The organism is Rhodococcoides trifolii (assembly GCF_014635345.1).
In the GTDB taxonomy this organism is placed as follows: Bacteria; Actinomycetota; Actinomycetes; order Mycobacteriales; family Mycobacteriaceae; genus Rhodococcoides; species Rhodococcoides trifolii.
Genome location: NZ_BMCU01000001.1, coordinates 782,872 through 807,243 on the forward strand (window position 1 = coordinate 782,872; position 24,372 = coordinate 807,243).

Annotated in this window: 32 protein-coding genes and 3 tRNA genes; 16 read left to right on the plus strand and 19 right to left on the minus strand. The window is 66.6% G+C overall.

Annotated elements, in window-relative coordinates:
* The 8 genes from menE to IEW02_RS03805 all read right to left on the minus strand — a co-directional run bounded on the left by menE (window position 1) and on the right by IEW02_RS03805 (window position 6,005).
* A complete protein-coding gene (menE, locus tag IEW02_RS03770; RefSeq protein ID WP_188543327.1) occupies window positions 1–1,191 on the minus strand; it encodes an o-succinylbenzoate--CoA ligase in 1,191 nt (396 codons plus the stop codon).
* Complete coding sequence (locus tag IEW02_RS03775; protein ID WP_188543328.1) at window positions 1,188–1,466, minus strand: DUF3349 domain-containing protein; 279 nt, start codon at window positions 1,464–1,466, stop codon at window positions 1,188–1,190. The genes menE and IEW02_RS03775 overlap by 4 nt, the downstream gene beginning before the upstream one ends.
* 9 nt (window positions 1,467–1,475) lie before the next feature.
* The gene (locus tag IEW02_RS03780; protein ID WP_229745760.1) at window positions 1,476–1,784 is read right to left on the minus strand and encodes a DUF3349 domain-containing protein; all 309 of its coding nucleotides are present in this window, start codon (window positions 1,782–1,784) and stop codon (window positions 1,476–1,478) included.
* Window positions 1,785–1,791: 7 nt separating this feature from the next.
* Window positions 1,792–2,076 (minus strand): hypothetical protein, encoded by a 285-nt coding sequence (locus IEW02_RS03785; RefSeq protein WP_188543329.1) that lies wholly within the window; start codon window positions 2,074–2,076, stop codon window positions 1,792–1,794.
* Between the two features lie 14 nt (window positions 2,077–2,090).
* A complete protein-coding gene (locus tag IEW02_RS03790) occupies window positions 2,091–3,248 on the minus strand; it encodes an inorganic phosphate transporter (RefSeq protein WP_188543330.1) in 1,158 nt (385 codons plus the stop codon).
* 131 nt (window positions 3,249–3,379) lie between these two features.
* Window positions 3,380–4,450: an amidohydrolase family protein gene (locus tag IEW02_RS03795; RefSeq protein WP_188543331.1), complete on the minus strand. Its 1,071-nt coding sequence runs from the start codon at window positions 4,448–4,450 to the stop codon at window positions 3,380–3,382.
* Between the two features lie 19 nt (window positions 4,451–4,469).
* Window positions 4,470–5,270, minus strand: coding sequence for an SDR family oxidoreductase (locus IEW02_RS03800; protein WP_188543332.1), 801 nt, complete (start codon window positions 5,268–5,270; stop codon window positions 4,470–4,472).
* 66 nt (window positions 5,271–5,336) lie between these two features.
* Window positions 5,337–6,005 carry a TetR/AcrR family transcriptional regulator gene (locus IEW02_RS03805; protein WP_188543333.1) on the minus strand — a complete coding sequence of 223 codons (669 nt, stop codon included), beginning with the start codon at window positions 6,003–6,005 and terminating at the stop codon, window positions 5,337–5,339.
* A 52-nt stretch (window positions 6,006–6,057) separates the two neighbouring features.
* Between IEW02_RS03805 and IEW02_RS03810 the strand changes: the two genes are divergently transcribed.
* Entirely contained in the window at window positions 6,058–6,591 is a 534-nt protein-coding gene (locus tag IEW02_RS03810) for an ester cyclase (RefSeq protein ID WP_188543334.1), read from the plus strand.
* Here IEW02_RS03810 and IEW02_RS03815 read toward each other — a convergent pair.
* From IEW02_RS03815 to IEW02_RS03825, 3 genes are read right to left on the minus strand one after another with little or no spacing between them, the layout of a single operon-like run.
* Complete coding sequence (locus IEW02_RS03815) at window positions 6,571–6,936, minus strand: VOC family protein (protein ID WP_188543994.1); 366 nt, start codon at window positions 6,934–6,936, stop codon at window positions 6,571–6,573. The two genes, IEW02_RS03810 and IEW02_RS03815, sit on opposite strands and share 21 nt — an antisense overlap.
* Before the next feature lie 17 nt (window positions 6,937–6,953).
* Window positions 6,954–7,397 (minus strand): hypothetical protein, encoded by a 444-nt coding sequence (locus tag IEW02_RS03820; protein WP_188543335.1) that lies wholly within the window; start codon window positions 7,395–7,397, stop codon window positions 6,954–6,956.
* A 23-nt stretch (window positions 7,398–7,420) separates the two neighbouring features.
* The gene (locus IEW02_RS03825) at window positions 7,421–8,314 is read right to left on the minus strand and encodes a 1,4-dihydroxy-2-naphthoyl-CoA synthase (protein WP_188543336.1); all 894 of its coding nucleotides are present in this window, start codon (window positions 8,312–8,314) and stop codon (window positions 7,421–7,423) included.
* Between the two features lie 29 nt (window positions 8,315–8,343).
* Here IEW02_RS03825 and IEW02_RS03830 point away from each other — a divergent pair, with 29 nt between their 5' ends.
* Window positions 8,344–8,964 (plus strand): PaaI family thioesterase, encoded by a 621-nt coding sequence (locus IEW02_RS03830; RefSeq protein ID WP_188543337.1) that lies wholly within the window; start codon window positions 8,344–8,346, stop codon window positions 8,962–8,964.
* On the opposite strand, the gene IEW02_RS03835 is transcribed toward IEW02_RS03830, so the two are convergent.
* Both IEW02_RS03835 and IEW02_RS03840 read right to left on the minus strand, forming a co-directional pair.
* Complete coding sequence (locus IEW02_RS03835; RefSeq protein WP_188543338.1) at window positions 8,933–9,826, minus strand: GNAT family N-acetyltransferase; 894 nt, start codon at window positions 9,824–9,826, stop codon at window positions 8,933–8,935. The two genes, IEW02_RS03830 and IEW02_RS03835, sit on opposite strands and share 32 nt — an antisense overlap.
* On the minus strand, window positions 9,823–10,671 hold the full coding sequence (locus IEW02_RS03840) for a DMT family transporter (protein WP_188543339.1): 849 nt from the start codon (window positions 10,669–10,671) through the stop codon (window positions 9,823–9,825). Before IEW02_RS03840 ends, IEW02_RS03835 begins: the two co-directional genes overlap by 4 nt.
* A 105-nt stretch (window positions 10,672–10,776) precedes the next feature.
* Here IEW02_RS03840 and IEW02_RS03845 point away from each other — a divergent pair, with 105 nt between their 5' ends.
* The 4 genes from IEW02_RS03845 to IEW02_RS03860 are packed head-to-tail and all read left to right on the plus strand — an operon-like array spanning window position 10,777 to window position 12,964.
* On the plus strand, window positions 10,777–11,235 hold the full coding sequence (locus IEW02_RS03845) for a carboxymuconolactone decarboxylase family protein (protein ID WP_188543340.1): 459 nt from the start codon (window positions 10,777–10,779) through the stop codon (window positions 11,233–11,235).
* Window positions 11,235–11,537 (plus strand): GNAT family N-acetyltransferase, encoded by a 303-nt coding sequence (locus IEW02_RS03850; protein WP_229745761.1) that lies wholly within the window; start codon window positions 11,235–11,237, stop codon window positions 11,535–11,537. The genes IEW02_RS03845 and IEW02_RS03850 overlap by 1 nt, the downstream gene beginning before the upstream one ends.
* Complete coding sequence (locus IEW02_RS03855) at window positions 11,537–12,484, plus strand: o-succinylbenzoate synthase (protein WP_188543995.1); 948 nt, start codon at window positions 11,537–11,539, stop codon at window positions 12,482–12,484. The genes IEW02_RS03850 and IEW02_RS03855 overlap by 1 nt, the downstream gene beginning before the upstream one ends.
* A gap of 42 nt (window positions 12,485–12,526) precedes the next feature.
* Window positions 12,527–12,964 (plus strand): DUF6918 family protein, encoded by a 438-nt coding sequence (locus IEW02_RS03860; RefSeq protein WP_188543342.1) that lies wholly within the window; start codon window positions 12,527–12,529, stop codon window positions 12,962–12,964.
* A gap of 54 nt (window positions 12,965–13,018) precedes the next feature.
* On the opposite strand, the gene IEW02_RS03865 is transcribed toward IEW02_RS03860, so the two are convergent.
* Both IEW02_RS03865 and IEW02_RS03870 read right to left on the minus strand, forming a co-directional pair.
* On the minus strand, window positions 13,019–14,095 hold the full coding sequence (locus tag IEW02_RS03865; RefSeq protein WP_188543343.1) for an AbrB family transcriptional regulator: 1,077 nt from the start codon (window positions 14,093–14,095) through the stop codon (window positions 13,019–13,021).
* Window positions 14,095–14,694, minus strand: a complete 600-nt coding sequence (locus IEW02_RS03870; protein WP_188543344.1) for a flavin reductase family protein — start codon at window positions 14,692–14,694, stop codon at window positions 14,095–14,097. Before IEW02_RS03870 ends, IEW02_RS03865 begins: the two co-directional genes overlap by 1 nt.
* A gap of 40 nt (window positions 14,695–14,734) precedes the next feature.
* On the opposite strand from IEW02_RS03870, the gene menD reads away from it, so the two are divergent.
* Window positions 14,735–16,348: a 2-succinyl-5-enolpyruvyl-6-hydroxy-3-cyclohexene-1-carboxylic-acid synthase gene (gene menD, locus IEW02_RS03875; protein WP_188543345.1), complete on the plus strand. Its 1,614-nt coding sequence runs from the start codon at window positions 14,735–14,737 to the stop codon at window positions 16,346–16,348.
* Window positions 16,349–16,412: 64 nt separating this feature from the next.
* On the opposite strand, the gene IEW02_RS03880 is transcribed toward menD, so the two are convergent.
* Complete coding sequence (locus IEW02_RS03880) at window positions 16,413–16,916, minus strand: DUF2505 domain-containing protein (protein WP_188543346.1); 504 nt, start codon at window positions 16,914–16,916, stop codon at window positions 16,413–16,415.
* A gap of 149 nt (window positions 16,917–17,065) precedes the next feature.
* Between IEW02_RS03880 and IEW02_RS03885 the strand changes: the two genes are divergently transcribed.
* The 3 genes from IEW02_RS03885 (at window position 17,066) to IEW02_RS03895 (ending at window position 19,333) form a co-directional block, all read left to right on the plus strand.
* Entirely contained in the window at window positions 17,066–17,416 is a 351-nt protein-coding gene (locus IEW02_RS03885) for a DUF3592 domain-containing protein (protein ID WP_188543996.1), read from the plus strand.
* A gap of 67 nt (window positions 17,417–17,483) precedes the next feature.
* Window positions 17,484–18,614: a glycosyltransferase family 4 protein gene (locus IEW02_RS03890; protein ID WP_188543347.1), complete on the plus strand. Its 1,131-nt coding sequence runs from the start codon at window positions 17,484–17,486 to the stop codon at window positions 18,612–18,614.
* A gap of 17 nt (window positions 18,615–18,631) precedes the next feature.
* On the plus strand, window positions 18,632–19,333 hold the full coding sequence (locus tag IEW02_RS03895; RefSeq protein ID WP_268236695.1) for a demethylmenaquinone methyltransferase: 702 nt from the start codon (window positions 18,632–18,634) through the stop codon (window positions 19,331–19,333).
* A 61-nt stretch (window positions 19,334–19,394) separates the two neighbouring features.
* On the opposite strand, the gene IEW02_RS03900 is transcribed toward IEW02_RS03895, so the two are convergent.
* Together IEW02_RS03900 and IEW02_RS03905 are read right to left on the minus strand one after the other, a co-directional pair.
* Complete coding sequence (locus IEW02_RS03900; RefSeq protein ID WP_229745762.1) at window positions 19,395–19,631, minus strand: hypothetical protein; 237 nt, start codon at window positions 19,629–19,631, stop codon at window positions 19,395–19,397.
* Between the two features lie 119 nt (window positions 19,632–19,750).
* Window positions 19,751–21,010 (minus strand): geranylgeranyl reductase family protein, encoded by a 1,260-nt coding sequence (locus tag IEW02_RS03905; RefSeq protein ID WP_188543348.1) that lies wholly within the window; start codon window positions 21,008–21,010, stop codon window positions 19,751–19,753.
* A gap of 91 nt (window positions 21,011–21,101) precedes the next feature.
* Here IEW02_RS03905 and IEW02_RS03910 point away from each other — a divergent pair, with 91 nt between their 5' ends.
* Both IEW02_RS03910 and htpX read left to right on the plus strand, forming a co-directional pair.
* Window positions 21,102–22,118 (plus strand): polyprenyl synthetase family protein, encoded by a 1,017-nt coding sequence (locus IEW02_RS03910; protein ID WP_229745763.1) that lies wholly within the window; start codon window positions 21,102–21,104, stop codon window positions 22,116–22,118.
* A gap of 45 nt (window positions 22,119–22,163) precedes the next feature.
* A complete protein-coding gene (htpX, locus tag IEW02_RS03915; protein ID WP_188543349.1) occupies window positions 22,164–23,027 on the plus strand; it encodes a zinc metalloprotease HtpX in 864 nt (287 codons plus the stop codon).
* Window positions 23,028–23,031: 4 nt separating this feature from the next.
* Here htpX and IEW02_RS03920 read toward each other — a convergent pair whose 3' ends face one another.
* Complete coding sequence (locus IEW02_RS03920) at window positions 23,032–23,523, minus strand: YajQ family cyclic di-GMP-binding protein (protein ID WP_188543350.1); 492 nt, start codon at window positions 23,521–23,523, stop codon at window positions 23,032–23,034.
* A gap of 128 nt (window positions 23,524–23,651) precedes the next feature.
* On the opposite strand from IEW02_RS03920, the gene IEW02_RS03925 reads away from it, so the two are divergent.
* The 4 genes from IEW02_RS03925 to rpmG all read left to right on the plus strand — a co-directional run bounded on the left by IEW02_RS03925 (window position 23,652) and on the right by rpmG (window position 24,330).
* A tRNA-Tyr gene (locus IEW02_RS03925) sits at window positions 23,652–23,734 on the plus strand.
* A 136-nt stretch (window positions 23,735–23,870) separates the two neighbouring features.
* Window positions 23,871–23,943, plus strand: a tRNA-Thr gene (locus tag IEW02_RS03930).
* A gap of 35 nt (window positions 23,944–23,978) precedes the next feature.
* Window positions 23,979–24,051: transfer RNA gene (locus tag IEW02_RS03935), tRNA-Met, on the plus strand.
* A 111-nt stretch (window positions 24,052–24,162) separates the two neighbouring features.
* Window positions 24,163–24,330 carry a 50S ribosomal protein L33 gene (rpmG, locus tag IEW02_RS03940; RefSeq protein WP_188543351.1) on the plus strand — a complete coding sequence of 56 codons (168 nt, stop codon included), beginning with the start codon at window positions 24,163–24,165 and terminating at the stop codon, window positions 24,328–24,330.
* Window positions 24,331–24,372 lie beyond the last annotated feature (42 nt).

The window sequence follows — 24,372 nt, forward strand, 5'->3', positions numbered from 1 at the left end:
TCAGCCGCCCACGGTGAACATCGACCGCACCGCGGCTCGGTCGACTTTGCCTGGCCCGCGCAGCGGTAGGGCGTCGACCAGCAGCATCTCCCGAGGGGATGCGTGTGTGTTCAGCGATTGCGCGACGTGAGCCCGGACGTCGTCGAGCGTGACCGTCGATCCCCGTGCAGGCACGATCGCCACCGCTACCCGTTCGCCGAGTCGCGCGTCCGACACTCCCACGACGGCGCATTCGGCGATGCCGTCGTGCGTGGCGAGTGCCGCCTCGACCACCTGCGGCACGACGGTCAGGCCGCCCGTCGTGATGGCCTCGTCCAACCGGCCCACGATGCGCAGGACACCGTTCTCCGTCAGCACGCCGGCGTCGTCGGTGCGGAACAGGCCGGGCTCGGCGAAGGCCGGGTGATCGGGTAGGCCGCGGTAACCCGAGGCGAGGGTGGCACCGCCGAGGAATACCCGTCCTGATGCGGGTAGGCCGGAGGCCGGCCGGTTCGACGCGTCCATAGAGACGGTGACTCCGTCCAATGGAACGCCGTCGTACACGCACCCACCGCACGTCTCGCTCATTCCGTAGGTCCGCACCACGGTGATGCCGGCGTCGACCGCACGGGCGAGGACGGGCGCGGGGGTTGCCGCACCGCCGAGCAGGACGGCATCGAGGGATGCGAGCGCCGCCGTGGCAGCGGGGTTGTCGAGCACCTTGATCAGTTGGGTCGGTACCAACGACGTGTACCGGCGAGGGCCGTCCATGTTCTCGATCGCAGCGGGCAGTGTGTTCGGGTCGAACCCGTGCCGGACGTCGAGTACGACGGGTTCGGTGTTCGCGGCGATGCTGCGCAGCAGCACCTGCATGCCGGCGATGTGGTGGGCGGGGAGGGCGAGGAGCCACGATCCGGCACCGCCCAGACGGGCGTGGGTTGCAGACGCGCTCGCGCGCAACGCAGCAGCAGAAAGCAACGCGCCCTTGGGAATTCCGGTCGATCCGGAGGTGGCGACCACCAAGGCGACACCGTCCTCGATCGGCGCCCCCGGCGCCAACGCGTCGGTCAGGCGGGCGGCGTCTCGTGCGTCGTCCGCGGGGACGGGAAGGATGGGATCCGCTGCGCCGGAGAGAATGTCGGACAGGATGGGCAGAACGGAGGACACCGCGGGTCCGGACGGAACCGCCAGGGTCCGGAGAACGGCGGTCACGATCTGTCCGGCCAGTCGTCGAGGTGACGACGCACCCGTTCGATGTCGGCTTCGCTGGGCACTTCGTCGGTCACCTTGCTGATCCCGACTCCGATGTCCGCGGTGTCGACCGACGCGTCGGAACCGAACGCGGACGCCACCTGCGCGACTTCGTCGTCGGTGAGTCTGCGACGAAGCAGCGCCAACAACGGGACGTAGTCTCGTTCCGGTACGCCGTCCGGATATCCGGTCCGAAGCCACGCCACGATCGCGGCCAGGACGGGCGGAAGCGGCATCCGGTCAGTTTACTGCTCGGACGTCTTCCAGGGTTCGAAGGGATCGGCCAACGGCCAGCCGCCCGCAGCGAGGCGCGAGCGCACGCGATCCATGTCCGTGTCCAGAGGTAGCTCGTCGGTGACCTTGGTGATGGCCGCACCGATGTCGGCCTTGTCGGCTCCCGTCCGGGCGAGCTCGTCGACGAGTTCCTGCACCTCGCCGGGCGAGAGTCGACGGGACAGGAGCGCCATCAACGGGACGTAGTCGTGCTCGGGCACTCCGTTGGGATACCCCGCACGCAACCACTGCACGATCGAATTGATGACGCCCCCGGCCACGATTCGGCTACTTCGCTTTGGCGCCGAGGATGTAAACGCCGGTGTGGTGTCCGATGAAGTCGCGGGAGATGAAGAGAACTCCGAGTACGACGGCGATGGCCACGATGGCGAAGGCGAGGAATGCCAACGCTTTTCCGGCGGGTGAGGTGGAGGTGGTGGTTCCGTCGGCGCCGGCGGTTCCCATGGCGGCGGAGCGGACTCCGAGCGCGAACAGGGCGGGGAGTCCGGCGCCGAGGACGAGCCCGAAGACGATCACTTTCCAGAGTGCGCTGACGTTGAGCCAGGTGGACATCGTGTGCTGCCTTTCTAGACTGTCGCGGCGGCGGGAACGGCGGGGGAGGTGCTGGACGAGTCCCACTCGTCGTTCACGTTGTCCGGGTTGATGGGTGTCTTGCGCGAGTGCAGGTACATCCACGTTGCCGCGGCGATGAGGATCGCGAAGACGACGAGGATGCCGGGCAGTCCGCCGATGACGTGGGAGAGGAAGTAGCAGAGCGCGCCGACCAAACCTGCCGCCGGCAGCGTGATGAGCCATGCGGTGGCCATGCGGCCCGCGACGCCCCAGCGCACTTCGGCGCCGGGCTTGCCGACTCCGGATCCGAGGATGGAGCCGGTCGCGACGTGGGTGGTGGAGAGGGAGAAGCCGAAGTTCGATGCGAGGAGGATGACGACGGCCGAGGACGATTCGGCGGCCATGCCTTGCGGGGACTTGATCTCCACCAGTCCCTTGCCGAGGGTGCGGATGACGCGCCAGCCGCCGAGGTAGGTGCCGGCGGCGATGGCCAGGGCGCAGGACACGACGACCCAGATCGGGGGCATCGAGTCCGAGCTCGAGACCGATCCGTACGAGATCAGGGCGAGGAAGATGATGCCCATCGTCTTCTGTGCGTCGTTGGTGCCGTGCGCGAGCGAGACCAAGGACGCCGAGCCGATCTGGCCGTAGCGGAATCCCTTCTCGGACTGCTTCTCCGGGACCGTGCGTGTGGTGCGGTAGACCAGCCACGTCCCCGTCGCCGCGACGGTTCCCGCGATGATCGGCGAGAGCGCGGCGGGGATGATCACCGAGGAGACGAGACCGTGCCAGATGACACCGTGGCCGCCGACGGCGGCGATCATGGCGCCGACGATTCCGCCGATGAGGGCGTGCGAGGAGCTCGACGGGATGCCGAGCAGCCAGGTGGCGAGGTTCCAGGTGATGCCCCCGACGAGACCGGCGAAGACGATCTCGAGGGAGACGAGGTTGGCGTCGACGAGTCCCTTCGCGATGGTGGCGGCGACCGCGGTGGACAAGAAGGCGCCGACCAGGTTCAGCGACGCCGAGAGGGCAACCGCGACCTTCGGCTTCAGTGCGCCCGTGGCGATGGAGGTCGCCATGGCATTCCCGGTGTCATGAAAGCCGTTCGTGAAATCGAAGGCCAGGGCGGTGACGACAACAACCGCCAATACGATGAATTCCGCAGTCACGAGGCAAAGTGTGCGGCCCGGATTCGCGGAAGTAAAACCGCGGGAACGCTTTTTCCGACGTTCCGATCCACCGGTCCGGATATGTTCATTCTCCGTTCACCTTGAATGTCCGTTTCGCCCGAATTGCCTGGTCAGCGCCCGATCCGTGCGGCGACCGACGGCAACTGGTCCAACGCGTTCAGCCGTTCGATTCGGTATCGCTGATCGGAATCGAAAACGTCGCTCAGCCCGGGCGCGGGGTCGGTCGTGGTGTCGGCGCGGTAGACGAGTCCGCTGAACGGCCAGTCGGATCCGAACACGATGTTGTCGATGTCCGTCACTTCGAGAACGCTGCGCATGGCCGCCGCCGACGCGGAGAGCGAGGTGTCGTAGAAAAACTTCCTGATGGAGCCTCGGGTCGCGAACACGGAGACCTCGGGCGCCGCTGGAACCGCCGATCGAGGGAGCGCCAAGCGGGCGGACAGAAACGGGAGGCAGCCGCCGGCGTGAGCGAGGGAAAAGCGAATGTTCGGGTACCGGTCGATCGTTCCCGATGCCATGAGAATGGCCGCGGCGCGCGTGGTGTCGAAAGGGTATTCCTCGTAGAAAGCGGGGAACGGCAGCTCGGGCCGGTTGTCGGGCGGCAACTCGGCGGGGTGGACGAAGACGAACGCACTGCGTGCGTTCAAGGCGGCCATGACCGGTTCGAAGCGGGCGTCCCCCAAATAGATGCCGTTGTAGCTCGACAGTAGGACGACGCCGTCGAGTCCTCGAACGTCCAATGCGTGGGTGAGTTCGGCCAACGACGCCACGACATCGGGGAGTGGCAGAAACGCGAAGGCCCCGAACCGGGTGGGGTGTTGCTCGACCAGGTCGGCCGCATAGTCGTTGGTGTAGCGGACCATCTCGACGGCAGCGGGGCCGGACAGGAACCCGACTCCGGGATCCGAGATCGACACGACCTGGGTTCCGATGCCGTGTGCGTCCATGAACTGCAGTGCTTCCGCCGGAGACCACGACGGGACCGGTGCCAGCGACTTCGCGGTGTATCCGCTTGCAGTCAACGCATCGCGATAGCGAGGAGGAAGGAAGTGCGAATGCAGGTCGATCCGGTAGTTGCCGGTCGGGGCGGCCGACGCTGTACGTGCGCGCACTCCGAGCCCGGCCACCACGCCCCCGGTGGCGAGTGCCCGGATGGCATTTCGACGTGAAACCTCGACCATGTGTCCCCCCCTGGACTGTTCAGTGAATGTCGTGCTGCCTCAGAACGATCTTTTCCATGACGGCATCGGGCGCGACCCGTTTCAGGGCGAACGCCAACGGTGCTCGGCTGCCGACCGCGTAGAGGGGCTTCGGGTTCTCCGCTTCGATCGCGGCGACGACGGTGCGTGCCACCCGCGGGGCCGAGATGCCGACTGCCTCGTTGGCGTCGAGTTTGCCGATCACCGTTCGATACTCGTTCCGATACACCGAATCCGGAGTGATGCAGTGGTTGCGCCGCGTCGAGATCCCGGTGTCGATGGCGCCGGGTTCGACGGTGGTGATCTTGACCCCGTACGGCTCCACCTCGGCGCGGGCGCTGGTGGCGAAACCCTTGATCGCAGCCTTGGACGCAACGTACGAGGAGCGGAACGCGACCGGAAAGCTGGCCAGCATGGACCCGACCATCACCACGCGCCCGTAGCCGCGAGCGCGCATACCCGGCAGGAGAAGCTGAGTGAGGTGAACCGGTCCGAACACGTTGAGCTGGAAGATTCGCTGCAGTTCCTCCTGCGGCAGCTCTTCCAATGGGCCGCACTGACTTTCGCCGGCGTTGTTCACCAGAATGTCGATGTCACCGACGGCAGCGGCGCACCTCTCGACGCTGTTCGGGAACGTCAGATCGAGGTCGACGTACTCCACACCGTCCGCATGGCCGACGCCGGTCGACGTGTTCCGGCCGGTCCCGATGACGCGGTAACCGCGGTCGGCCAACTCGCGTGCAACCGCGTACCCGATCCCGGACGTGGCGCCCGTGACGAGCGCTGTTCTCGTAGTACTCATCGGAGCCTCTCAGGTGACGAAGTGATGACAGTATCAGCACTGATCGTTCGCCCTGTCAATCGTCGATCAGGCCAGGATCGACCGTCGAATGGTGTCTGCGAGCCACGTCGTGAACTCGGCTGAGCTCCACCCGATGTCCAATAAATGCCAGCGTGGCCCCGGCGAGTTCAGAGCCCACAAGATCTGGCCGGCCTTCTCGGCCGTCAGATCCGGGCGGATCCATCCCGCCGCGAACCAGTGGCGAACGACGGCGGAGCTGCCCGCCAGGCGCTCCGCGTCGACCTCGTCGGCGAACTCGCCGAGGGCAGGATCGCTCCCTCGGGCGCCGAGCAGCAGGCGTAGAAGTGGATCGGTACGCGCGGACACCACCGCCGCGAGTTCGGCGTACGCCGTCGCAGCCTGATCAGGATTCGTCGCGGCTCGCACCGCCTGCGCCTCGGGCCGCGCCGCGAGCGGAAGGTCTTCGTCGTCTCCGGCCAGGGTCACGTCCCAGACCGCCTTGAGCAGCGGCGCTTTGCCGCCCGTCGACTTGTAGATCGTTTCCTGGGACACGCCGGCGGCCCGTGCAACCTCCCGGATGGTCGTTGCCCCATATCCGTTCGCGAGGAACAGGTCCGCGGCCGCCCGCAGAATGCAGGCCCTGGTCCGCCGAGCCGCCGCTGCACGACGGCCGTTGTCGTACGCCAACGAGTGTCTCCGGATGTGTTGTCTCGAGAGTGTTGTCCTCGAGTTCATTACAGGCTACTGTCTCGTTTTAATACAGGGCACTGTATCGAAAGGTGGAGCAATGACTGTTTCCGTCCATCGCGTCGAGATGACCACGGTTGCCGACGCTGCACTGCATGCCGTCGTAGAGGAGGAACGCGAGGCCAACGACGTGTTCCATCCCGATGCGGTGAATCACGAGTCGATCGCAGAACCCCCGGATGCTCGCGGAACCGGGCCGGCAGCGTTTGCCGCGACCGGTCGATGGCTTCGAACTGCGTTCAGCGAATTGGCGTGGACCACCACGCAACACGTGGTCGAGGGCGATCTCGTGGTGTCCTACGGACTGCTCTCCGGTCGACAGACCGGGGACTTCGTCGTGTGGACCCCCGACGTGACCGTCGAGCGTGCGTTCGCGCCGACCGGCAAGACCTTTCAGGTCCGTCAGGTGCATTTCCAACGCATCGTCAATGGTTTCGTCGTCGAGCATTGGGCCGTCCGAGACGACCAGTCGATGGGACTGCAGTTGGGCTGGGTCCCGCCCAGCCCGATATATCTGTGGCGCTGCGGACGCGCGACACGCAAGGCGCGTCGCTCAGCGCTGGTCCCTGCGTAGCGGATGGTCCTCGGGAATCTGCACGAACACGATCGGCACGCCGTCGGGGTCCTTCGTCCACATTTCGATCAGTCCCCACGGCTCTTCTGTCGGACCCCTGTCGACATCCACCTTCGTTGCGATGTCGTGGACGTCGCGTACCTGCAACCACAGCGCGCCGTCGAATGTCGACGGCACGCCGCTCGCCCCGTGCGCTGCGATCTCGATCAACGACTGGCCGGCGAAAAATACTGTGCCACCCGGATATTCGCGCGCAATACCCAAGCCGAGGGTGTCCCGGTAGAACGCCAAGGTGACGTCGTAGTCCGCCGGCCTCAGGATGACGCGACTGCTCAGAATCTCCACGGCTGCCACGGTAGCGGTCACGGGGTGGCTTCGTGGCCCTGTCGGCCGTGCGTACGACGGTTCTCCTTCATCTCCGCCTCGAAGATGTGGCGCTTGCCCTCGAGTAGTTCGTCGCGCACGGTGCGTTCGTGGCTGCGGAACTCGTCCCAGTAGCCGTCGTCGAATTCTTCGACGATCTGGAATGTCCACCGGCCCGGAATCGTGTTGCGGCCCAACATCTTTTCCTGCAGTCGGTCCGCGATCTTCGAGTGGCCTGCTTCGCGAAGTTCGTCGATCGCGTTGCCCAGCAACAGGTCCGCATGACCCATGAGCTGGTGGAATTCGTAGAGTTGTCCACGGGCGCGCTCGACGGTCTCGAGGGCCTCGGACAGCGTTCCGACGGCGGACACGGTGTCGTCGTCGACGCCGTCGGGACGGATGTGCTCGGGAGCTGGCATTTCGGGGGAGGGCTGGTCTTCCATGCCCTCCGAGTACCCAGCAGGGTTCAGAAGTACCAGGGGTACGGCGACCAGTCCGGTTCGCGCTTCTCCAAGAACGAATCGCGCCCTTCGACCGCCTCGTCCGTCATGTAGGCGAGGCGGGTTGCCTCACCGGCGAAGAGTTGCTGGCCCACCAAACCGTCGTCCTGAAGATTGAACGCGTACTTGAGCATGCGCTGCGCTTGAGGCGACTTGCCGTTGATCGTCTTCGCCCACGCGATGGCCTCGTTCTCGAGCTCGGCGTGATCGACGACCTTGTTGACCGCGCCCATGCGGTGCATGTCCTCCGCGGAGTACGTCTCGCCGAGGAAGAAGATTTCGCGGGCGAACTTCTGCCCGACCATCTTCGCGAGGTAGGCGCTGCCGTACCCCCCGTCGAAGCTGCCGACGTCGGCGTCGGTCTGCTTGAACCGTGCGTGTTCGCGACTGGCCATCGTCAGGTCGCACACCACGTGCAGGCTGTGTCCGCCGCCGGCTGCCCACCCGTTGACCAGGCAGATCACGACCTTCGGCATGGTGCGGATCAGCCGCTGCACCTCGAGGATGTGCAGGCGGCCGGCCCGCGCCTTGTCGACGGTGTCGGCGGTCTCGCCCTCGGCGTACTGGTACCCGCTGCGACCGCGGATACGCTGGTCACCACCCGAGCAGAAGGCCCACACCCCGTCCTTGGGGGCTGGTCCATTGCCGGTGAGCAGCACCGCACCCACGTCGGACGTCATGCGCGCGTGGTCCAAGGTGCGGTAGAGCTCGTCGACCGTTCCCGGCCGGAACGCATTGCGAACCTCGGGGCGATCGAACGCCACGCGGACGGTGCCGTCGGTGATGTGTCGGTGATAGGTGATGTCCACCAGATCGTCGAAACCGGGAACAGGTCGCCACAACTTCTCGTCGAAACTCACATCGCCCACGATAAGTTACGGTGCTTCGAATGGCTGTCGACGAGCATTACAACGAGCACGGTGGGTTCCCCAAATTCGAGACGGCGAAGGTCGAACCCGAGTACGGAGAGCTGATCGAAGCGCTGCGGCGAGTACAGGACCTCGCCGTGTCGGTCGACATGCCCGCGGATGCGTTGAAGGCCGCGCTGGCGCAGACCCAGCAGCTCGTCGCGACGATGGAGCCGCACGTGGTACCCGAGCGCAAAACGCCGGCCGGCCGTGTCCCGCGCCTTCCCGGCCGTGGCAGCCTCCTGATGCTGCCCTGGACGGTCGAGAAGTTCGACGCCGACGGTGTGCGCAGCCGTGGGGTGTTCCGGCGCTTCCATCTCGGTGGCAACGGTGCCGCGCACGGCGGCACCCTGCCGCTGTTGTTCGACGACCTCTTCGGCCTGACGCAGCACGCGTACGGACGGCCCATCAGCCGAACCGCGTACCTGCACGTCAACTACCGCAAGATCACACCGCTGAACCAGCCGCTGGTGGTCGAGGGCCACGTGGACAAGGTCGAGGGCCGCAAGACGTTCATCAGTGCGACGTTGAAGAACGAAGACGGTGAGCTGATCGCCGACTCCGATGCGCTCATGGTGCAGCTGTTGCCGGGTCAGCAGTAAGAACCAGCCGCACCTCGGTCACCCGATAGCCGGCGCGCTCGAACGCTGCCGCCATCGGCTCGTTGGTGACGTCCGTCGTCGCGGTGATCCTCTCTGCGCCCGCGTTGATTCGTGTCACCTCGGCGAGCAGATCGTCGACGAGTCCCCGCCCTCGATGCTCGGGCAGCACGCCGAGGTAGCCGACATTGCGGGAGTAGGGCGTCGCGGACGGAAGGATGAACCCGACCACCTCGTCGTCCTCTTCGGCCACGCACCACCACGATCGCTCGCCGGGACAGCCGAGGTAGAAGTCCAGGTCGTCCCGAGCCTGTTCGTCCGGCGTCATCACCGTCAGCGCCCGGGCCGTGGTGACGTCTCGCGTTCCCACCGCCGCGCGAACGAACAAGTCGACGAACTCCTCGTCGGTGCCGCTGCGGAACGTCAGGCGCGTGGACGCGGGCGGCGCGCCGGATGCGGGAGTCCACTCCACCTGCAGCCGTTCCAGGCGTTCGGTCAGCCCAGCGCGTGCAGCCGCGTCGATGCGCCACTGGCTGTTCGAACCCGGTTCGAGCGCGATGACGTATTCCGGGCGTTCGAACGTCGGAGAGGTCAGCAGAGCTGCGCCCACCGCAACACGGTCGGCCGGTTTCAGGACGTGCAACGAGTCGAGGGCCAACGGAGAGGTGCTGTCGGACCGGCCCCACCACAGGGCGCGGCCGACGAGAGCGCCGTTGCTCTCGGCAATCCACGTCCACTCCGGACGGAATCGGCCTGCAGCGAACTCGGCGCGGACGCGGTCGATGCTCAGGTCTCGAATCGTCGGATCCGGCGGGAACGCGACCACCGCCTCGAGGTCGGCCGAGAGCATGGGTCGAACGATCATCGTGGCTCCTTTCGGCCCGCGAGCCCGATCGACAGCAGCAGCAGGATTGCGCCGATCACCATGGCAACGGTCACCGGATCGCGAAGAATCAAGACGGCCAGCACCGTCGCGGTCAGCGGTTCGAGGAGCGCCACGAGTGTCGCGGTTGCGGCCGACGCACCGCGTAGCCCGCGGAAGAAGAGCGAGTACGCCAGCGCAGTGGGCACGAGTGCGAACAACACGAGAAGGCTGACCGATTCACTCGACAGTTCCAGACCAGCTCCTGGACCGACCGCGGCGAGCGCGAACAGGAGCGCGCCGCCCACGACGAATCCCCACGCTGTCACCACGCTCTGTTCGACGCCCGCGGACAGTGGTCTTCGGCCGAGCATGGTGAACGTGGCAAACGCCGCTCCGGACGCGAGTGCGAACAGCGTGCTCGTCACGCCGCTCGGTGTGCCGCCGACCAAGAGTGCGAGCCCGCCGATGCCGAGAACGAGACGCACCCAGATGATCGCTCCCGGAATCGTGCGTCGCCTGACCGCGTCCACCACGGTCACGATGACCGGTGCCGAACCGATGGTCACCAGCGTTGCCGACGCCACGTCCCCCGAGGCGACCGCGGCGAAGTAGCAGCCTTGAAACACCGCTGCGATGACGCCGGTGAGCAGGATTCTGTTCAGGGCGTTCGTGATTCGGGACCGGCGCACGAGTTCGATTGCCGCCAGCACCGCGCCACCGAGGAACAGTCGGTACGCCGCGATCGCGACGGACGATGCTCCGGACGCGTCGGCGAGCAGCGAACCGATGATGCCGCCGGTGCCCCACAGGACCCCGGCCAGGACGAGGGAGAGAAAGGAGGGCATGGCCGGTCGAGTATCCGACGACTGGGCACATTCGAGCAACCTTCACACGTTCCTTCGTGTGCGGATCGCTGGAAGGTGCGCAGTCGTCCCGTCTACCCTCGAGCGATGACCACTCGCGTCTTTCTCGACAAGGCCGCTCCGACCGCCTACAAGCATCTCGGCGCAGTTGCGCTCGACGTCAAGAACCAGGCGGAGCACGCGGGTCTGGGCCGCATCGTGATGGAGCTCGTGAACGTGCGGGTGTCGCAGATGAATCGCTGTGTGTTCTGTCTCGACCTGCACACACGGGCGGCGCGGAACGCAGGAGAGACCGACCGCCGGCTCGCGGTACTGCCCGCTTGGCGCGACGCCACCATCTTCTCCGACGAGGAACGCGCCGCGCTCGAGATTGCCGAGGCCGTGACGAGCGTTGCGGGAGAGCACCTTTCCGACGAACAGTACGACCGGTTGCGGCACGTTCTCGGCGAGGAGAAGCTGACCGTCCTGATCTGGGCCGCGATCACCATCAATGCGTTCAACCGCGTGTCCGTTCTCAGCAAGCACCCGCTACCGAAGGAGAAGTGATGGCCGACGTCGTCGATGTTCCGGAGCGCAATCGCTACGAGATCCGGGAGGACGGAACGACTCTCGGATATGCGGAGTACAAGCGGGAAGGAAGCGGAATCTCCTTCCTGCACACGATCGTCGAACCGGAGTACGGCGGCCGGGGTCTCGCCGGGCAGCTCATCCGGTTCGCCTTGGACGACGCCCGTAGTCGGGAGGAGACCGTCCTTCCGTACTGCCCGTTCGTCAAGGCGTTCATCAAGAAGCACCCGGACTACGTCGATCTGGTTCCGGAGCGGCAACGCGGTCGTTTCGATCTGTGATCGAGGAGATCCTGGCACACTCGCACGTGGTGAGCCTGCCGATGCGAGTTCGCTTCCGCGGCATCACTGTTCGCGAGGCCATGCTCTTCGAGGGCCCGGCCGGGTGGGGTGAGTTCGGTGCCTTCACCGAGTACGACGACGCCGAAGCGGCGCACTGGCTCGCCGCCGGAATCGAAGCGGCGTACCAAGGCCCGCCCGTCATGCTGCGCGACACCGTCGAGGTGAACGCGACAGTACCTGCGGTCCCCGCGGCCGAGGTGCCGTCGATCCTCGCGCGCTACCCCGGCGCCCGGACCGCGAAGGTGAAGGTAGCCGAGAAGGGCCAGACGCTCGCCGACGACATCGCTCGGGTGAACGCGGTGCGCGAGTCGATGGAGCAGGTCCGCGTCGACGCCAACGGGGGGTGGACCGTCGAGCAGGCGGTCAGTGCACTGAATGCGTTGGGCGAGTTGCAGTACGCCGAGCAACCCTGCGCCACAGTCGAGGAACTGGCCGAGGTGCGCAGACGGGTCTCGACCCCGATCGCCGCCGACGAAAGCATCCGCAAGGCCGAGGATCCGTTGCGAGTGGTGCGCGCCGGCGCTGCCGACGTCGCGATCGTCAAGGTTCCCCCGCTCGGCGGGATGCGTGCGGTGGTCCGACTGGCCGCGGAGCTGGCCGAGTACGGGGTTCCGATCGTCGTGTCGAGTGCGTTGGACACCGCGGTGGGAATGAGTGCCGGACTGGCCGCCGCAGCTGCTCTGACGAACGGTGACTATGCCTGCGGTCTGGCCACCGGGCGGTTGTTCGCCGAGGACGTCGCCGACGGTCGGGAGGTCGTGCACGGGCGGCTCGACGTCGGTGCGTCGGTGCCCGATCCGGCGCGTCTGCATAGGCTCGCCGCGTCGGCCGAGCGGCGTGCGTGGTGGCACGCCCGAGCTCGGCGGGCCTTCGAGCATCTGAGGTAATCTCCGGCCCGACAACGACTGAACCGACCGAAGGATTGTTTCGTGGCTGTACCACTTCGTGAATCCCTGCTCGACGAGGCCAAGGGCCCGGCCCTGCTCGCCGACGTACGGGGCCTGATCGACTCCGAGGTGTCCGACAAGGGCCTCACCGTCAAGGCCGTGTACGGCACCGTGAAGAAGGTCGGTCCGTCGGTGATCGACGACGCCATCATCAAGCTGTGGCCCGGATTCGTCGAAAGCCTCGAGCCGTTCTGGCAGCAGTACCAGGCGGCGCCGACCGGAACCTTCGGCGACTACCTCGTCGCGAACTCCGACGCCGCATCGGACGCGCTGCTCGGCGTGACCGACGCCCGCATCGAGGAGACCACGAAGTCGGCCATCAAGAAGGGCTACTCGTCGCTGCGTCCGTCGGCGAAGAAGAACGTCACCGCGGCGCTCCCGCGTCTCGGCGACCTGATCCAGAAGCACGCCACGGCTTAGGTCGTCGGTTGGTCGATTACCGACCGGCCTCCGGCCTTCCCGCCCCCCGCGCGGTCAGTTCGCGCGGGGGTGTCGGCGTTGGTAGATCCGTGCACCGACCGGCACTGCGAACAGCATCATGAACACCCGCACTATCTGCGCCGCCACCACGAAGGTCACGTTGACCCCGGTAGCCGCGGCAATGGCCAGAACGGCGTAGACGCCGCCGGGCGTCGTCGCGAGATACGCCTCGTAGGGCGATATGGACGTCGTCTGCACCAGCACCAGTCCCAGGAGCGCGCACCCCACCGCGATCGCGATGATGAGCAGTAGTGCCCACGGCAGTACCCGCCCGATCGAGCGCAGACTCGCCACCGTGAAGCGCAGTCCCGCCTGCCACCCGATGGCGAAGTAGGCGACGGTGAGCAGAACGGTCGGCACCGCGGCGCCGAAACCGAAGCCCAGCAAATCCGCGGCCGCCGAGACGATCAGCGGGCCGAGCAGTGCCGGCGCCGGTAGGCGAAGCACCTTCGCCAGGACGATTCCGATGCCGGCGCACACCACCACGAACGCAACGTCGACGTACCACTCGGCGGTTCCTGCCGACGTCGTCACCGAGGGTCCGGCGGACGTGTCGGCCGAGAACACGACAGTCGCGACCAGCGGAAGCGACGCCGTCACCAACAGGACACGCAGGTACTGCACCACCGCCACGACGCGTTCGTCGCCGCCCAGCTCCTGCGTGATCGCGACCAGTCCCGACGCGCCTCCCGCGACCAGGGCGAGCGCCCCGGTCAGGTGGTCGACGTCGCGGTGCAGGCCCAGCATCGCTCCCGCCGCAAGGCTGAGCAGCAGTGTTCCCAGACAGACCAGTACGACGGCAATCCATCCGGAACCCAAGCCCGACAACGTGTCTCGCTGCAGAAGAGTGCCGATTTCGACACCGAGCACCGCCTGCGCCGTCATGGCCGCCTTGCGCGGTACCCCGGATGGGCCGACGCTCGCCAGCGCGAAACCGGTCGCGACGAACAGTGCGACGAACAATGCCGCCGACGGAAGGCCGAGGCGTTCTGCGCCGAAGGTGGCGAGGGCGGTGACGACCGCGAGCGCGAACCACGGAACGACCGACGGCCGGTCGGGGTGCCCCCGCATCACGTGGACGGTCGGTCGGGCCTCTCGATCCGGCGGACGGGCGGAGTCAGGCCCCACTCGTCACGACCGAGTCGGCTCAGGGGGGCGATGTCGGCGAAGGTCGGGAGCCCGTCGTCGGCCAGGAAGTCGGGTTTGACGGCCATCGCAACCACGTCGCCCATCACGACGAAGCAGTTGCCCACCTCGATCACCTGACGCAGTGTGGCCTCGATCGCAATCGGGGCAGCGGCAACGCGCCGCGGCGTCACCTTCTCGCTGGCCTCCGATTCGATGCCGAGGGCGTCGAACTCGCTCGTCTCGCTCTCGTAGTTCGCCGAGCTCGCGTTGACGATGTCCATGAGCGGTTCGTGCGCCAGGTTGATGACGAACTCTCCGGTGGCCTCGATGTTCCGCAGGCTGTCCTTGCGAGTGACCGAGGTGAACTGCACCACCGGCGGGGCCGTCGAAGCCACCGTGAAGAAGCTGTAGGGGGCGAGGTTCGCCACACCGTCGGCCGAGACCGACGACACCCAGGCGATCGGACGGGGGACGATCGACGCCGTGAGCAGCCTGTAGTAGTCGCCGGGCTCGATGTTCTCTGGATCGAAGACAGTACGCACCTGCTCGAGTCTGCCCTATCGGTTGTGGCAATCTGGATTGGTGAACCCGTCCACCAACCAGGCCGTCACCGTCGTCGACGAGATGATTCGCGGCGGCGTGCAGGATGTGGTGCTGTGCCCGGGGTCCCGGAACGCACCACTGGCCTTCGCGCTCCAAGCTGCCGACCAGGCCGGCCGCATTCGTCTCCACATGCGGATCGACGAACGCACCGCCGGTTTCCTCGCGATCGGTCTCGCCGTGTCGAGTGGGCGGCCGGTGCCGGTGGTCATGACGTCCGGCACCGCGGTAGCCAACCTGGCCCCGGCGGTGCTCGAGGCGAACTACGCCCGCGTCCCGCTCGTCGTGCTCAGCGCCAATCGGCCGTACGAGATGCTCGGAACCGGCGCCAACCAGACCGTCGAGCAGCTGGGTCTGTTCGGGAGCCAGGTGCGCGCAACGATCAGCCTCGGACTCGCCGAGGATGGGCCGACGCAGAACAGTCAGTGGCGCTCGGCGGTGTGCCGGGTGTTGGCCGCGGCTCGCGGAACTCGTTCGGGCAACGCCGGTCCCGTGCATTTCGACATGCCGCTGCGCGAACCGTTGACGCCCGACCCGGCGGACCTGCAGGCGACCAGCACCACCGGCCGATCCGACGGAAGTGCCTGGACGACAACCGAATACGCTTCGTTGGACGTACCGCTGCATCTGGATCTGACCCGCGAGACCGTCGTCGTCTCCGGTCACGGATCCGCGCTGCGCAGTGAACTCGCGGGTCTGCCGACGGTCGCGGAACCGACCGCGCCCCTGCATGGGCAGGCTCTGAATCCTCTTGCCCTGTCTGCACTGAAGCCGAAACAGGCTGTCATCACCGGACGTCCGACGTTGCATCGTCAGGTGTCGTCGTTGCTCGCCGACCCGCAGGTGGACGTCTTTGCGCTGACCACCGGACCCCGTTGGCCCGATGTGTCCGGAAACGTGCGGGCGACGGGTACGCGTGCGATCGTCACCGGGGCGCCGTCGGACGAGTGGTTGCAGCGATGCGCCGACGCGTCCACGGCTGCCGACGATGCTGTGCAGCAGCAACTGTCGGCCCACCCGAAGTCCACCGGCCTGCACGTCGCATCCGTGATCGCGCAAGCCCGGCAACCCGGTGATCTGTTGCTGCTCGGCGCGTCGAACCCCGTGCGCGACATGGCGCTGGTCAGCTACCCCCGCGCCGACGTCCGCGTGCTGTCCAACCGCGGCGTCGCGGGTATCGACGGCACGGTGTCGACGGCGGTGGGTGCAGCCCTGGCCCACGGCCGCAGAACCGTTGCGCTGCTGGGGGATTTGACTTTTCTCCACGACGCCGCCGGGCTGCTGATCGGTACCGGTGAGCCGCGCCCACTGGACCTGACCATCGTGGTGGCCAACGACGACGGCGGCGGGATCTTCGAACTCCTCGAGCAAGGTGATCCCCAGTATGCGGGCGTCTTCGAGCGGGTGTTCGGCACTCCCCACGGAATGGATCTCGCGGCTCTCTGTGCGGCATACCGCATTCCGCACACTCGCGTCGACACCGAGGAACTCGCTCTCGAGCTGGGCGGTCACGCCGACGGTATCCGGGTGCTCGAGGTGTCGACGGAACGGTCGGGGCTACGGGAGCTGCACGGGGCGATCAGGCGCAGTCTCTAGGCCTGCGGGTAGGCCGGAGGCCGGTCGGATCAGTTCTGCGCGGGTAGGCCGAAGGCCGGTCGGATCAGGTTTGCCGCTCCGCCAGCCACTCCCGCGCCTGCTTGCTCTCGGACCGCACCAACTTGCCGATCATGTCCGTCACCATGGATTCGATCTTGCCGCCGACGAGCGGAATCTTGACCTCCGCCTTGCCCTTCAGCGTGAGCTTCGAGCCGCTGCCCGACGGTTCGAGCGTGAACGTGGCATCGACCTTGGACGGGAGTCCGGTGGACCCACCCTTCAGGGTTCCCGACGCACGATCGCCCTGCAGCGGGCCCCAGGTGTCGGTGCGGACGATCTTCAGATCACCGCGGACCACCTTCTTCACGATGCCCGGCAGCACCTGAGCGCCGACGCCCTCCGACATGGAGACGGTGAAGCCCCCGTCGGGGAGGGTGGCGAACTCCATGTCCACACGTCCCTTGGTGTCGTCGACGCGCTTGGACCACAGGTCGTGGTCGGTCATCGCCTCGTAGGCGACGTCGGGTGCGACGTCGAAGGACTCGCTGAACTCGAACTTGCGGGACATGGTGCGGGACGTTACCCGCTGAAACAGCCGACCGGCCTCCGGCCTTCCCGCACGGTCGTGCCGCTAGCCTGAGCACCGTGACGACCACCGAGGGCCGCAGCCCAGCGCGGCGCCGCACCCATCGGGTGCTCTGGATCGTCGCGATCGGGATGTCGACGCTGGCCGTGCTGCTGGTGCTCGCCGCCTGGCGAAACGACCGAACGATCAGCAGCAACGAAGGGTTCGCGACTGCCGAGGTGTTGTCCGCCGGTCGGCTTCGATCTGCCGTCTCCTACGTGACGCCCGACGGTCTGACGCACAACCCGCCCCTCGGGGTGCTGTACCCCACCAATCTGGTGGCCGGGCAGCGAATCGACGTGGAGTACGCGCAGAGCGACCCCGATCTGGTGCGCGTCGCCGGGCGTGATGCCTCCGTCGCGGTGATTCCGGCCGTGTCCGTCATCGTGATCACGTGGGTCGTGGCGGCCCCGTTGCTCTGGTACACCCGCAAGAGAAGTTAGCGACTGGTTAGCCCTTTCGTAATGTCGGCATTGCCGACTGGCCGTGACGCCCTCCCACACTCGAGAGGTGCGCATTGCGATCGTCGCGGAATCGTTCCTGCCCAACATGAACGGAGTCACCAACTCCGTCGTCCGGGTGCTCGAGCATCTCGAGCGCACCGGACACACGGCAATGGTGATCGCTCCGGACACTCCGATCGGCGTCCCGGACGCTCCGACCGAACATCGCGGCGTCCCGGTGCTGCGGATGCCGTCCGTGAACGTTCCGAAGGTCAGCTCCCTACCCGTCGGGATTCCCGCGCCGGGACTGACGGGAGCTCTGCGGGACTTCGATCCCGACGTGGTGCATCTGGCGTCGCCCTTCGCGCTCGGCGCCGGCGGACTGGCCGCGGCCCGGCGGCTCGATGTTCCGACCGTCGCCGTCTACCAGACCGACGTCGCGGGTTTCGCCGAAAGTTACGGTCTCGGGCTGACGTCGAAGGCGTGCTGGCGGTGGACTCGACGCATTCACCGCGGCGCCACCCGCACACTCGCGCCGTCGACGTCGGCCATGGAAGCCCTTGCTGCACAGAATATTCCCCGTGTCCACAAGTGGGGACGCGGGGTGGAGACGACGAGGTTCGCCCCGTCGGCGCGTCGAGCCGACCTGCGATCGGCCTGGACCGACGACGCCCTCATCGTGGGATTCGTCGGCCGCCTAGCACCGGAGAAGCACGTCGAACGGCTGGCCGAACTGTCCACGGATCCGCGGGTGCAGGTGGTGATCGTCGGGGACGGTCCGGAACGTCCGCGGCTCGAGAAACTCATGCCACGGGCGAGGTTCCTCGGGCAGCTCGGCGGATCCGACCTCGCGGAGGCATACGCGAGCTTCGACGTGTTCGTGCACCCCGGTGAGCACGAGACGTTCTGCCAGACCGTGCAGGAGGCGCTCTCGAGCGGCGTCCCGGTGATCGGCCCGGAGGCGGGCGGTCCCATCGATCTGGTCAACCATTGCCGCAACGGGTACCTCCTGCCGGTTCCGCGGTTCGAAGAACTGCTGCCCAGCGCGGTGGGCGCGTTGATCGATCCGGTGGTCCGCTCGCGCTTCGCGGACGCGGCGCGCAAATCCGTCGTGCACCGCACGTGGCCCGCCATCTGTGGCGAACTGATGGGCCACTACGCCGACGTGCTCGGCTGGGAACAGGCTGCGGCCGCCTGACCGGTACCGTCGAAGATGTGCAAACTCGAGGCAGCAGGGCTCAGCTCGACAAGAAGCCGCAGGACGTCGCGTCGATGTTCGACGGCGTCGCCAAGCGGTACGACATCACCAACACGGTCCTGTCCTTCGGTCAGGACCGCGGATGGCGCAAGGCAACGCGCGAGGCGCTGAACCTGACGGCGGGGGAGTCGGTACTCGACCTCGCAGCGGGTACCGGGGTGTCGACGGAGGAGTTGGCGCGTTCGGGCGCGTGGTGTGTGGCCACCGACTTCTCCAAGGGAATGCTGAAAGCTGGTGTAGCGCGCGAGGTCCCGATGGTCGCCGGTGACGCGATGCACCTACCGTACGGCGACGACGTGTTCGACGCTGCGACCATCTCGTTCGGCCTGCGGAACGTGTCCGACTTCGACGCGGGTCTGCGTGAGATCCTGCGTGTGACGCGGCCGGGTGGGCGACTCGTGGTGTGCGAGTTCTCGACTCCGGTTTTCGCGCCCCTGCGCACGGTCTACATGGAGTACCTGATGAAGGCGCTGCCCGCGGTCGCCCGTGCGGTCAGCAGCAACCCCGACGCCTACGTGTATCTGGCCGAGTCCATCCGTGCGTGGCCGACGCAGAAGCAACTGGCTCAGCGTCTCGCGGATGCCGGGTGGGGAGATGTGCAGTGGCGCAACCTGACTGCGGGGATCGTAGCCCTGCACAGCGCGGTCAAAGCCCGCTGAACGACAGGAGGCTCGGCGCAGTGTCGGGGCTGCGCCGAGTCGGCCCGAATCGGGGGGCGGATCAGTAGAACATGTACGTCGGCATCAGTCCGTTGGTCTGGAAGTCGGTGACCAGCGAACCCGTCCCGCACCCACGGCTGTTGGCGACCGCGACGACGTCGTAGACGTTGCCGTAGTTGCCCATCCAGTGCCACTGCGCAGTGGACGCTGCATGCGCGTTGCGCTCGCCGAGCGCGACACCTTCTTCCCTCGTCAGTACCTGATCCGATCCGATTTCTGCGACGCCGATATCACTCATGGCACATCTCCTCATCGTGACCTCCGCGATCGGCCCCGACCGCGAGTCGACTCCGTGTCGACGACTCGAACGTTATGGACCGGAGGGTGCGGAGACGCGAGTAGTGGACTACCCGATTGTCAGCTGAACGGCGGCCGGGAATCGACCTTGAGCGACGTCGACCCCGATGCCCGCCACGCCCTGGCCACGACATCGGAGTCGGACTCGGTGATCAGATTGCCCATGCAGCGCACGGCAATACGCATGAGAGCCGTCGACCGCATGCCGACGGGTCCCGCGGCAGGGAGGAACCTCGGGAGTGTCAACAGGCCGGCGAGGCGACGGGCGACGGAAAAACTCTGCCCGTAGTGCTCCCGCAGAATTGCGGGCCACACTTCGGTCAGGTCCTTCTCGCGCAACACGTCCGCGACGAGCCGCCCGCCTTCGAGGCCGTAGTCGATTCCCTCGCCGTTGAGCGGGTTCACGCACGCGGCCGCGTCGCCGATGATGGCCCAGTTCTCTCCGGCGACGTTCGAGACCGCGCCGCCCATCGGTAGCAGAGCCGACGCGTAACCCCGGACCTCGCCGGACAGGCCCCAGTCCGATTCACGTTGTGACGCATACAGTTCCAGCAGCGGTCTCAGCGCTCCACCGGCGGGTCGCTTGGCCGTGGCAAGAGTGCCGACCCCGAGGTTGACCTCGCCGGTTCCGAGTGGGAACACCCAGCCGTACCCTGCCTGCAGCGTTCCCGCGGCGTCGCGCAGTTCCAGATGCGAAGTGATCCATTCGTCGGACGAGCGTGCCGAGGTGACGTACGCCCGCGCTGCCACCCCGTAGACGGTGTCGCGGTGCCACTCGCGTCCCAGCTTCTTTCCCACGGGGGAGCGAACGCCGTCGGCGACGATCAAGGTGGTGCACTCCACGGTCTGCGGGCCGGCGGCGGTGTCGAACGTCACCGATCGCACCCGGTTTCCGTCGCGCGTCACCTCGACCGCCTTGGCGCCCGACGCCATGACGGCGCCGTCGTCGACCGCAGCCCGGCGGATCGCGTCGTCGAGCTCCGACCTGGGGACCGCGCTGCCCACCTTGGGAAGCGAGCCGCCCGGCCATTCGAGTTCGAGCTCCTGACCGAAGCCCGTCAGGCGCAGCCCCCGGTTGATGCCACGTGAGCGAACCCACTCACCGACACCCAGCCGATCCAGCTCGGCGAGCGCACGGGGTGTCAGTCCGTCGCCGCAGGTCTTGTCCCGCGGGAACGTCGCTGAGTCCGCGAGAACAACGTCGTGACCTGCACGAACCGCCCAGGCAGCAGCAGCGGAACCGGCGGGTCCCGCGCCGACGACGAGGACGTCCGTTCGGCTCGGCAGGCGTTCCGCGTCGCCACCTGGTGCTCGGGTCATCACTCCATCATCCAGGCACGCTAGGTTGGGCATAGTCGAGGGCGTAGAAGAAACTCCCTCGGGTACGGAAGAAGAGACAGGTGCTGGCACGGTGACCGACACGGAACACGCTTCGACGGTGGTTGCCGGTGTCGATCTCGGCGACGCGACGCTCGCCGCGTCGGTGCGCACGATGTTGGCCGACGTCGAAACGCTGCTGGTCGACGAGCTGTCCGACGGCGAGGATTTCCTCACCGAAGCCGCGCTGCATCTTGCGAAAGCGGGCGGCAAACGGTTCCGTCCGCTGTTCACCATTCTGTGCGGGCAGTTCGGCCCGAAGCCGGCCGATCCCGACGTGGTCACCGCCGCCACCGTCCTCGAAATGGTGCACCTCGCGACGCTCTACCACGACGACGTCATGGACGAGGCCACCATGCGCCGCGGCGTGGAGAGTGCGAACGCACGCTGGGGCAACAGCGTCGCCATCCTCGCCGGCGACTACCTGTTCGCCCACGCCTCGCGCCTGGTGTCCACACTCGGACCCGGTGCAGTGCTCACGATCGCGGAAACGTTCGCGGCGCTCGTCACCGGTCAGATGCGCGAGACCGTCGGCTCGAAATCCGGCCAGGATCCCGTCGATCACTACATCAAGACGGTGTGGGAGAAGACGGGCTCGTTGATCGCCGCGTGCGGCAAGTTCGGCGGCACGTTCTCCGGAGGCGACGACGACCACACCGGTCGACTCGAGCGCCTCGGCGACGCCGTCGGCACGGCGTTCCAGATTGCCGACGACATCATCGACATCTCTTCCGACGCGGCTCAGTCGGGCAAGACTCCCGGCACCGACCTGCGCGAGGGTGTGCACACCTTGCCCGTCCTGTATGCACTGCGGGAGAGCGGACCCGACGGCGACCGCCTCCGTGAACTGCTCGCCGGTCCGGTCACCGACGACGACGCGTTGGCCGAAGCTCTCGAACTGCTGGCTCGCTCACCCGGCATGGCTCACGCGCGGGCCACTCTCTCGTCGTACGCCCAGCGCGCTCACGACGAGTTGGCCGCGCTGCCGCAAGGCCCCGCCAACGATGCGATGACCCATCTCGTCGAGTACACCGTCGCCCGCGTGAGCTGATCGTTCGGCGGGAACCGCGCGGCCGGTCTCGATCGTTGAACGGTCATGAAGTTCGCGAACGGAGCCAAGACCTTCGGGTTGATGGTCGGCATGTCGGCCCTGATCGTGTTCATCGGTGCTCTGTTTCAGAGTCCGACCATTCTGCTGATCTCGGTCGTTCTGGCCGTCGGTATGAACGGCTACGCGTACTTCAACAGCGACAAGCTCGCGCTGAAGTCGATGCATGCGGTCCCCATCACCGAGGTCGAGTACCCGCGCATCTACGCGATCGTGCGCGAACTGGCGACATCGGCGCACCAGCCCATGCCCCGGCTCTACATCAGCCCCACCAACGCCCCCAACGCGTTCGCCACCGGCCGCAACCCGCGCAATGCGGCCGTGTGCTGCACGTCGGGAATTCTCGGTTTGCTGGACGAGCGGGAGCTGCGCGCGGTTCTCGGGCACGAGCTGTCGCACGTCTACAACCGCGACATTCTGATCTCGTCCGTCGCCGGCGCCATGGCGGCCGTGATCTCCGGTCTCGCCAACTTCGCCTTCTTCGCCAACGCGTTCGGCGGTCGCGGTCAGGGTTCCAATCCGATTGCGCTGCTGTTGGTTTCGATGCTCGGACCGATTGCGGCGTCGCTCGTCAAGCTGGCAGTGTCCCGCTCGCGTGAGTACCAGGCAGACCAGTCCGGCGCCGAACTGACGGGTGATCCGTTGGCGTTGGCGTCGGCGCTGCGCAAGCTCGCGTCGGGCACACAACTGGCCCCGCTACCGCCCGAGCCGCGCCTCACGGCGCAGTCGCACCTGATGATCGCGAACCCGTTCCGCATGGGCGACAAGGCGTCCAAGCTCTTCTCCACCCACCCGCCGATGGAGGAGCGCATTGCGCGGCTCGAGAAATTGGCCGGCGGGCCGTACTTGTGACGCGCTAGCGGTAGTTCACGAACTGCAGCGCGATGCCGAAGTCCTCACCCTTGAGCAGCTGCTGCACGGCCTGAAGGTCGTCGCGCTTCTTGCTGCTGACGCGTAGTTCCTCGCCCTGGATCTGCGCCTTGACGCCCTTGGGCCCCTCGTCGCGGATCTTCTTCGAGATCTTCTTGGCGTTCTCGGTGGTGATGCCCTGCACCAGGGTGCCGGTGATCTTGTACGTCTTGCCCGACTGCACCGGGTCCTCCGCCTCGAACGCCTTGAGCGAGATGTCGCGGCGAATCAGCTTCTCCTTGAACACGTCGAGTGCGGCCTTGGCGCGCTCCTCTGCGTCGGCTGTGATGACGATCGCTTCCTCGCCGGACCACTCGATGGTGGCGCCGGTGTTGCGGAAGTCGAAGCGCGTCGACAGCTCCTTGCCGGCCTGGTTCAGGGCGTTGTCGACCTCTTGACGGTCCACTTTGCTCACGACGTCGAACGACGAGTCGGCCACCGAATACTCCTTCGACAATAGGGTCTACGAAACACTGATCCAGGAACAACGCACGACGGTAGCTGATCAGCCGGTTTGCGTTGAAGGGGATAGCGCGTTGTACAGTTCTCCAGCGCGCAGGCGCACCCGGCAGATTGCCCGAGCGGCCAATGGGAGCGGACTGTAAATCCGTCGGCTTATGCCTACGTAGGTTCGAATCCTACATCTGCCACACACGTCAGCCCCGTCAGGAATTTCCTGGCGGGGCTGACGTTGTAAGAGGGGTGTGAGCAGCCGGTTTGTCCCTGAGTCCCCACACTGTGTAACCTTCGGAAGGCTTCGGCGCGGTTTTCGATGCGCTGAACCATGCCCCCTTAGCTCAGTCGGTAGAGCGTTTCCATGGTAAGGAAAAGGTCAACGGTTCGATTCCGTTAGGGGGCTCGCGGGACCGAGCGCCGGCCGGCGTCCGGCACCGAGGCGGTGTAGCTCAGTCGGTAGAGCAAACGACTCATAATCGTTGTGTCGCCGGTTCAAGTCCGGCCATCGCTACACACGAGAACTTCGCTGCTGCTGCGCGCGACGAAGTGAGTACTGCAGACCGGCGCAGCACCCGCCCAGCGCTAGATCCGACAAACGCTATATCCGAAAGCAGGCATCGCAATGGCCTCCTCCACAGACGTTCGCCCCAAGATCACCTTGGCGTGTGAGCAGTGCAAGCACCGCAACTACATCACCAAGAAGAACCGTCGTAACGATCCCGACCGGCTCGAGATCAAGAAGTTCTGCCCGAACTGCGGAACGCATCGCGCGCACCGCGAATCGCGCTGACCTTCCCTCTCTGGTGACCTCCGCGTCCACGGTCGACGAGAC

Excerpts from the sequence above, each read along its gene's own strand:
- IEW02_RS03885 (WP_188543996.1), top strand. The coding sequence starts at position 17,066 with ATGTCGACGCTGGCCGTGCTGCTGGTGCTCGCCGCCTGGCGAAACGAC.
- IEW02_RS03810 (WP_188543334.1), top strand. The coding sequence starts at position 6,058 with ATGACTGTTTCCGTCCATCGCGTCGAGATGACCACGGTTGCCGACGCT.
- IEW02_RS03905 (WP_188543348.1), bottom strand. The coding sequence starts at position 21,010 with ATGACCCGAGCACCAGGTGGCGACGCGGAACGCCTGCCGAGCCGAACG.
- IEW02_RS03850 (WP_229745761.1), top strand. The coding sequence starts at position 11,235 with ATGGCCGACGTCGTCGATGTTCCGGAGCGCAATCGCTACGAGATCCGG.
- IEW02_RS03845 (WP_188543340.1), top strand. The coding sequence starts at position 10,777 with ATGACCACTCGCGTCTTTCTCGACAAGGCCGCTCCGACCGCCTACAAG.
- IEW02_RS03840 (WP_188543339.1), bottom strand. The coding sequence starts at position 10,671 with ATGCCCTCCTTTCTCTCCCTCGTCCTGGCCGGGGTCCTGTGGGGCACC.
- IEW02_RS03830 (WP_188543337.1), top strand. The coding sequence starts at position 8,344 with ATGGCTGTCGACGAGCATTACAACGAGCACGGTGGGTTCCCCAAATTC.
- IEW02_RS03800 (WP_188543332.1), bottom strand. The coding sequence starts at position 5,270 with ATGAGTACTACGAGAACAGCGCTCGTCACGGGCGCCACGTCCGGGATC.
- IEW02_RS03795 (WP_188543331.1), bottom strand. The coding sequence starts at position 4,450 with ATGGTCGAGGTTTCACGTCGAAATGCCATCCGGGCACTCGCCACCGGG.
- IEW02_RS03900 (WP_229745762.1), bottom strand. The coding sequence starts at position 19,631 with ATGAGTGATATCGGCGTCGCAGAAATCGGATCGGATCAGGTACTGACG.
- htpX (WP_188543349.1), top strand. The coding sequence starts at position 22,164 with ATGAAGTTCGCGAACGGAGCCAAGACCTTCGGGTTGATGGTCGGCATG.
- IEW02_RS03820 (WP_188543335.1), bottom strand. The coding sequence starts at position 7,397 with ATGGAAGACCAGCCCTCCCCCGAAATGCCAGCTCCCGAGCACATCCGT.
- IEW02_RS03775 (WP_188543328.1), bottom strand. The coding sequence starts at position 1,466 with ATGCCGCTTCCGCCCGTCCTGGCCGCGATCGTGGCGTGGCTTCGGACC.
- IEW02_RS03805 (WP_188543333.1), bottom strand. The coding sequence starts at position 6,005 with ATGAACTCGAGGACAACACTCTCGAGACAACACATCCGGAGACACTCG.
- IEW02_RS03785 (WP_188543329.1), bottom strand. The coding sequence starts at position 2,076 with ATGTCCACCTGGCTCAACGTCAGCGCACTCTGGAAAGTGATCGTCTTC.
- IEW02_RS03835 (WP_188543338.1), bottom strand. The coding sequence starts at position 9,826 with ATGATCGTTCGACCCATGCTCTCGGCCGACCTCGAGGCGGTGGTCGCG.
- rpmG (WP_188543351.1), top strand. The coding sequence starts at position 24,163 with ATGGCCTCCTCCACAGACGTTCGCCCCAAGATCACCTTGGCGTGTGAG.
- IEW02_RS03865 (WP_188543343.1), bottom strand. The coding sequence starts at position 14,095 with ATGCGGGGGCACCCCGACCGGCCGTCGGTCGTTCCGTGGTTCGCGCTC.
- IEW02_RS03880 (WP_188543346.1), bottom strand. The coding sequence starts at position 16,916 with ATGTCCCGCAAGTTCGAGTTCAGCGAGTCCTTCGACGTCGCACCCGAC.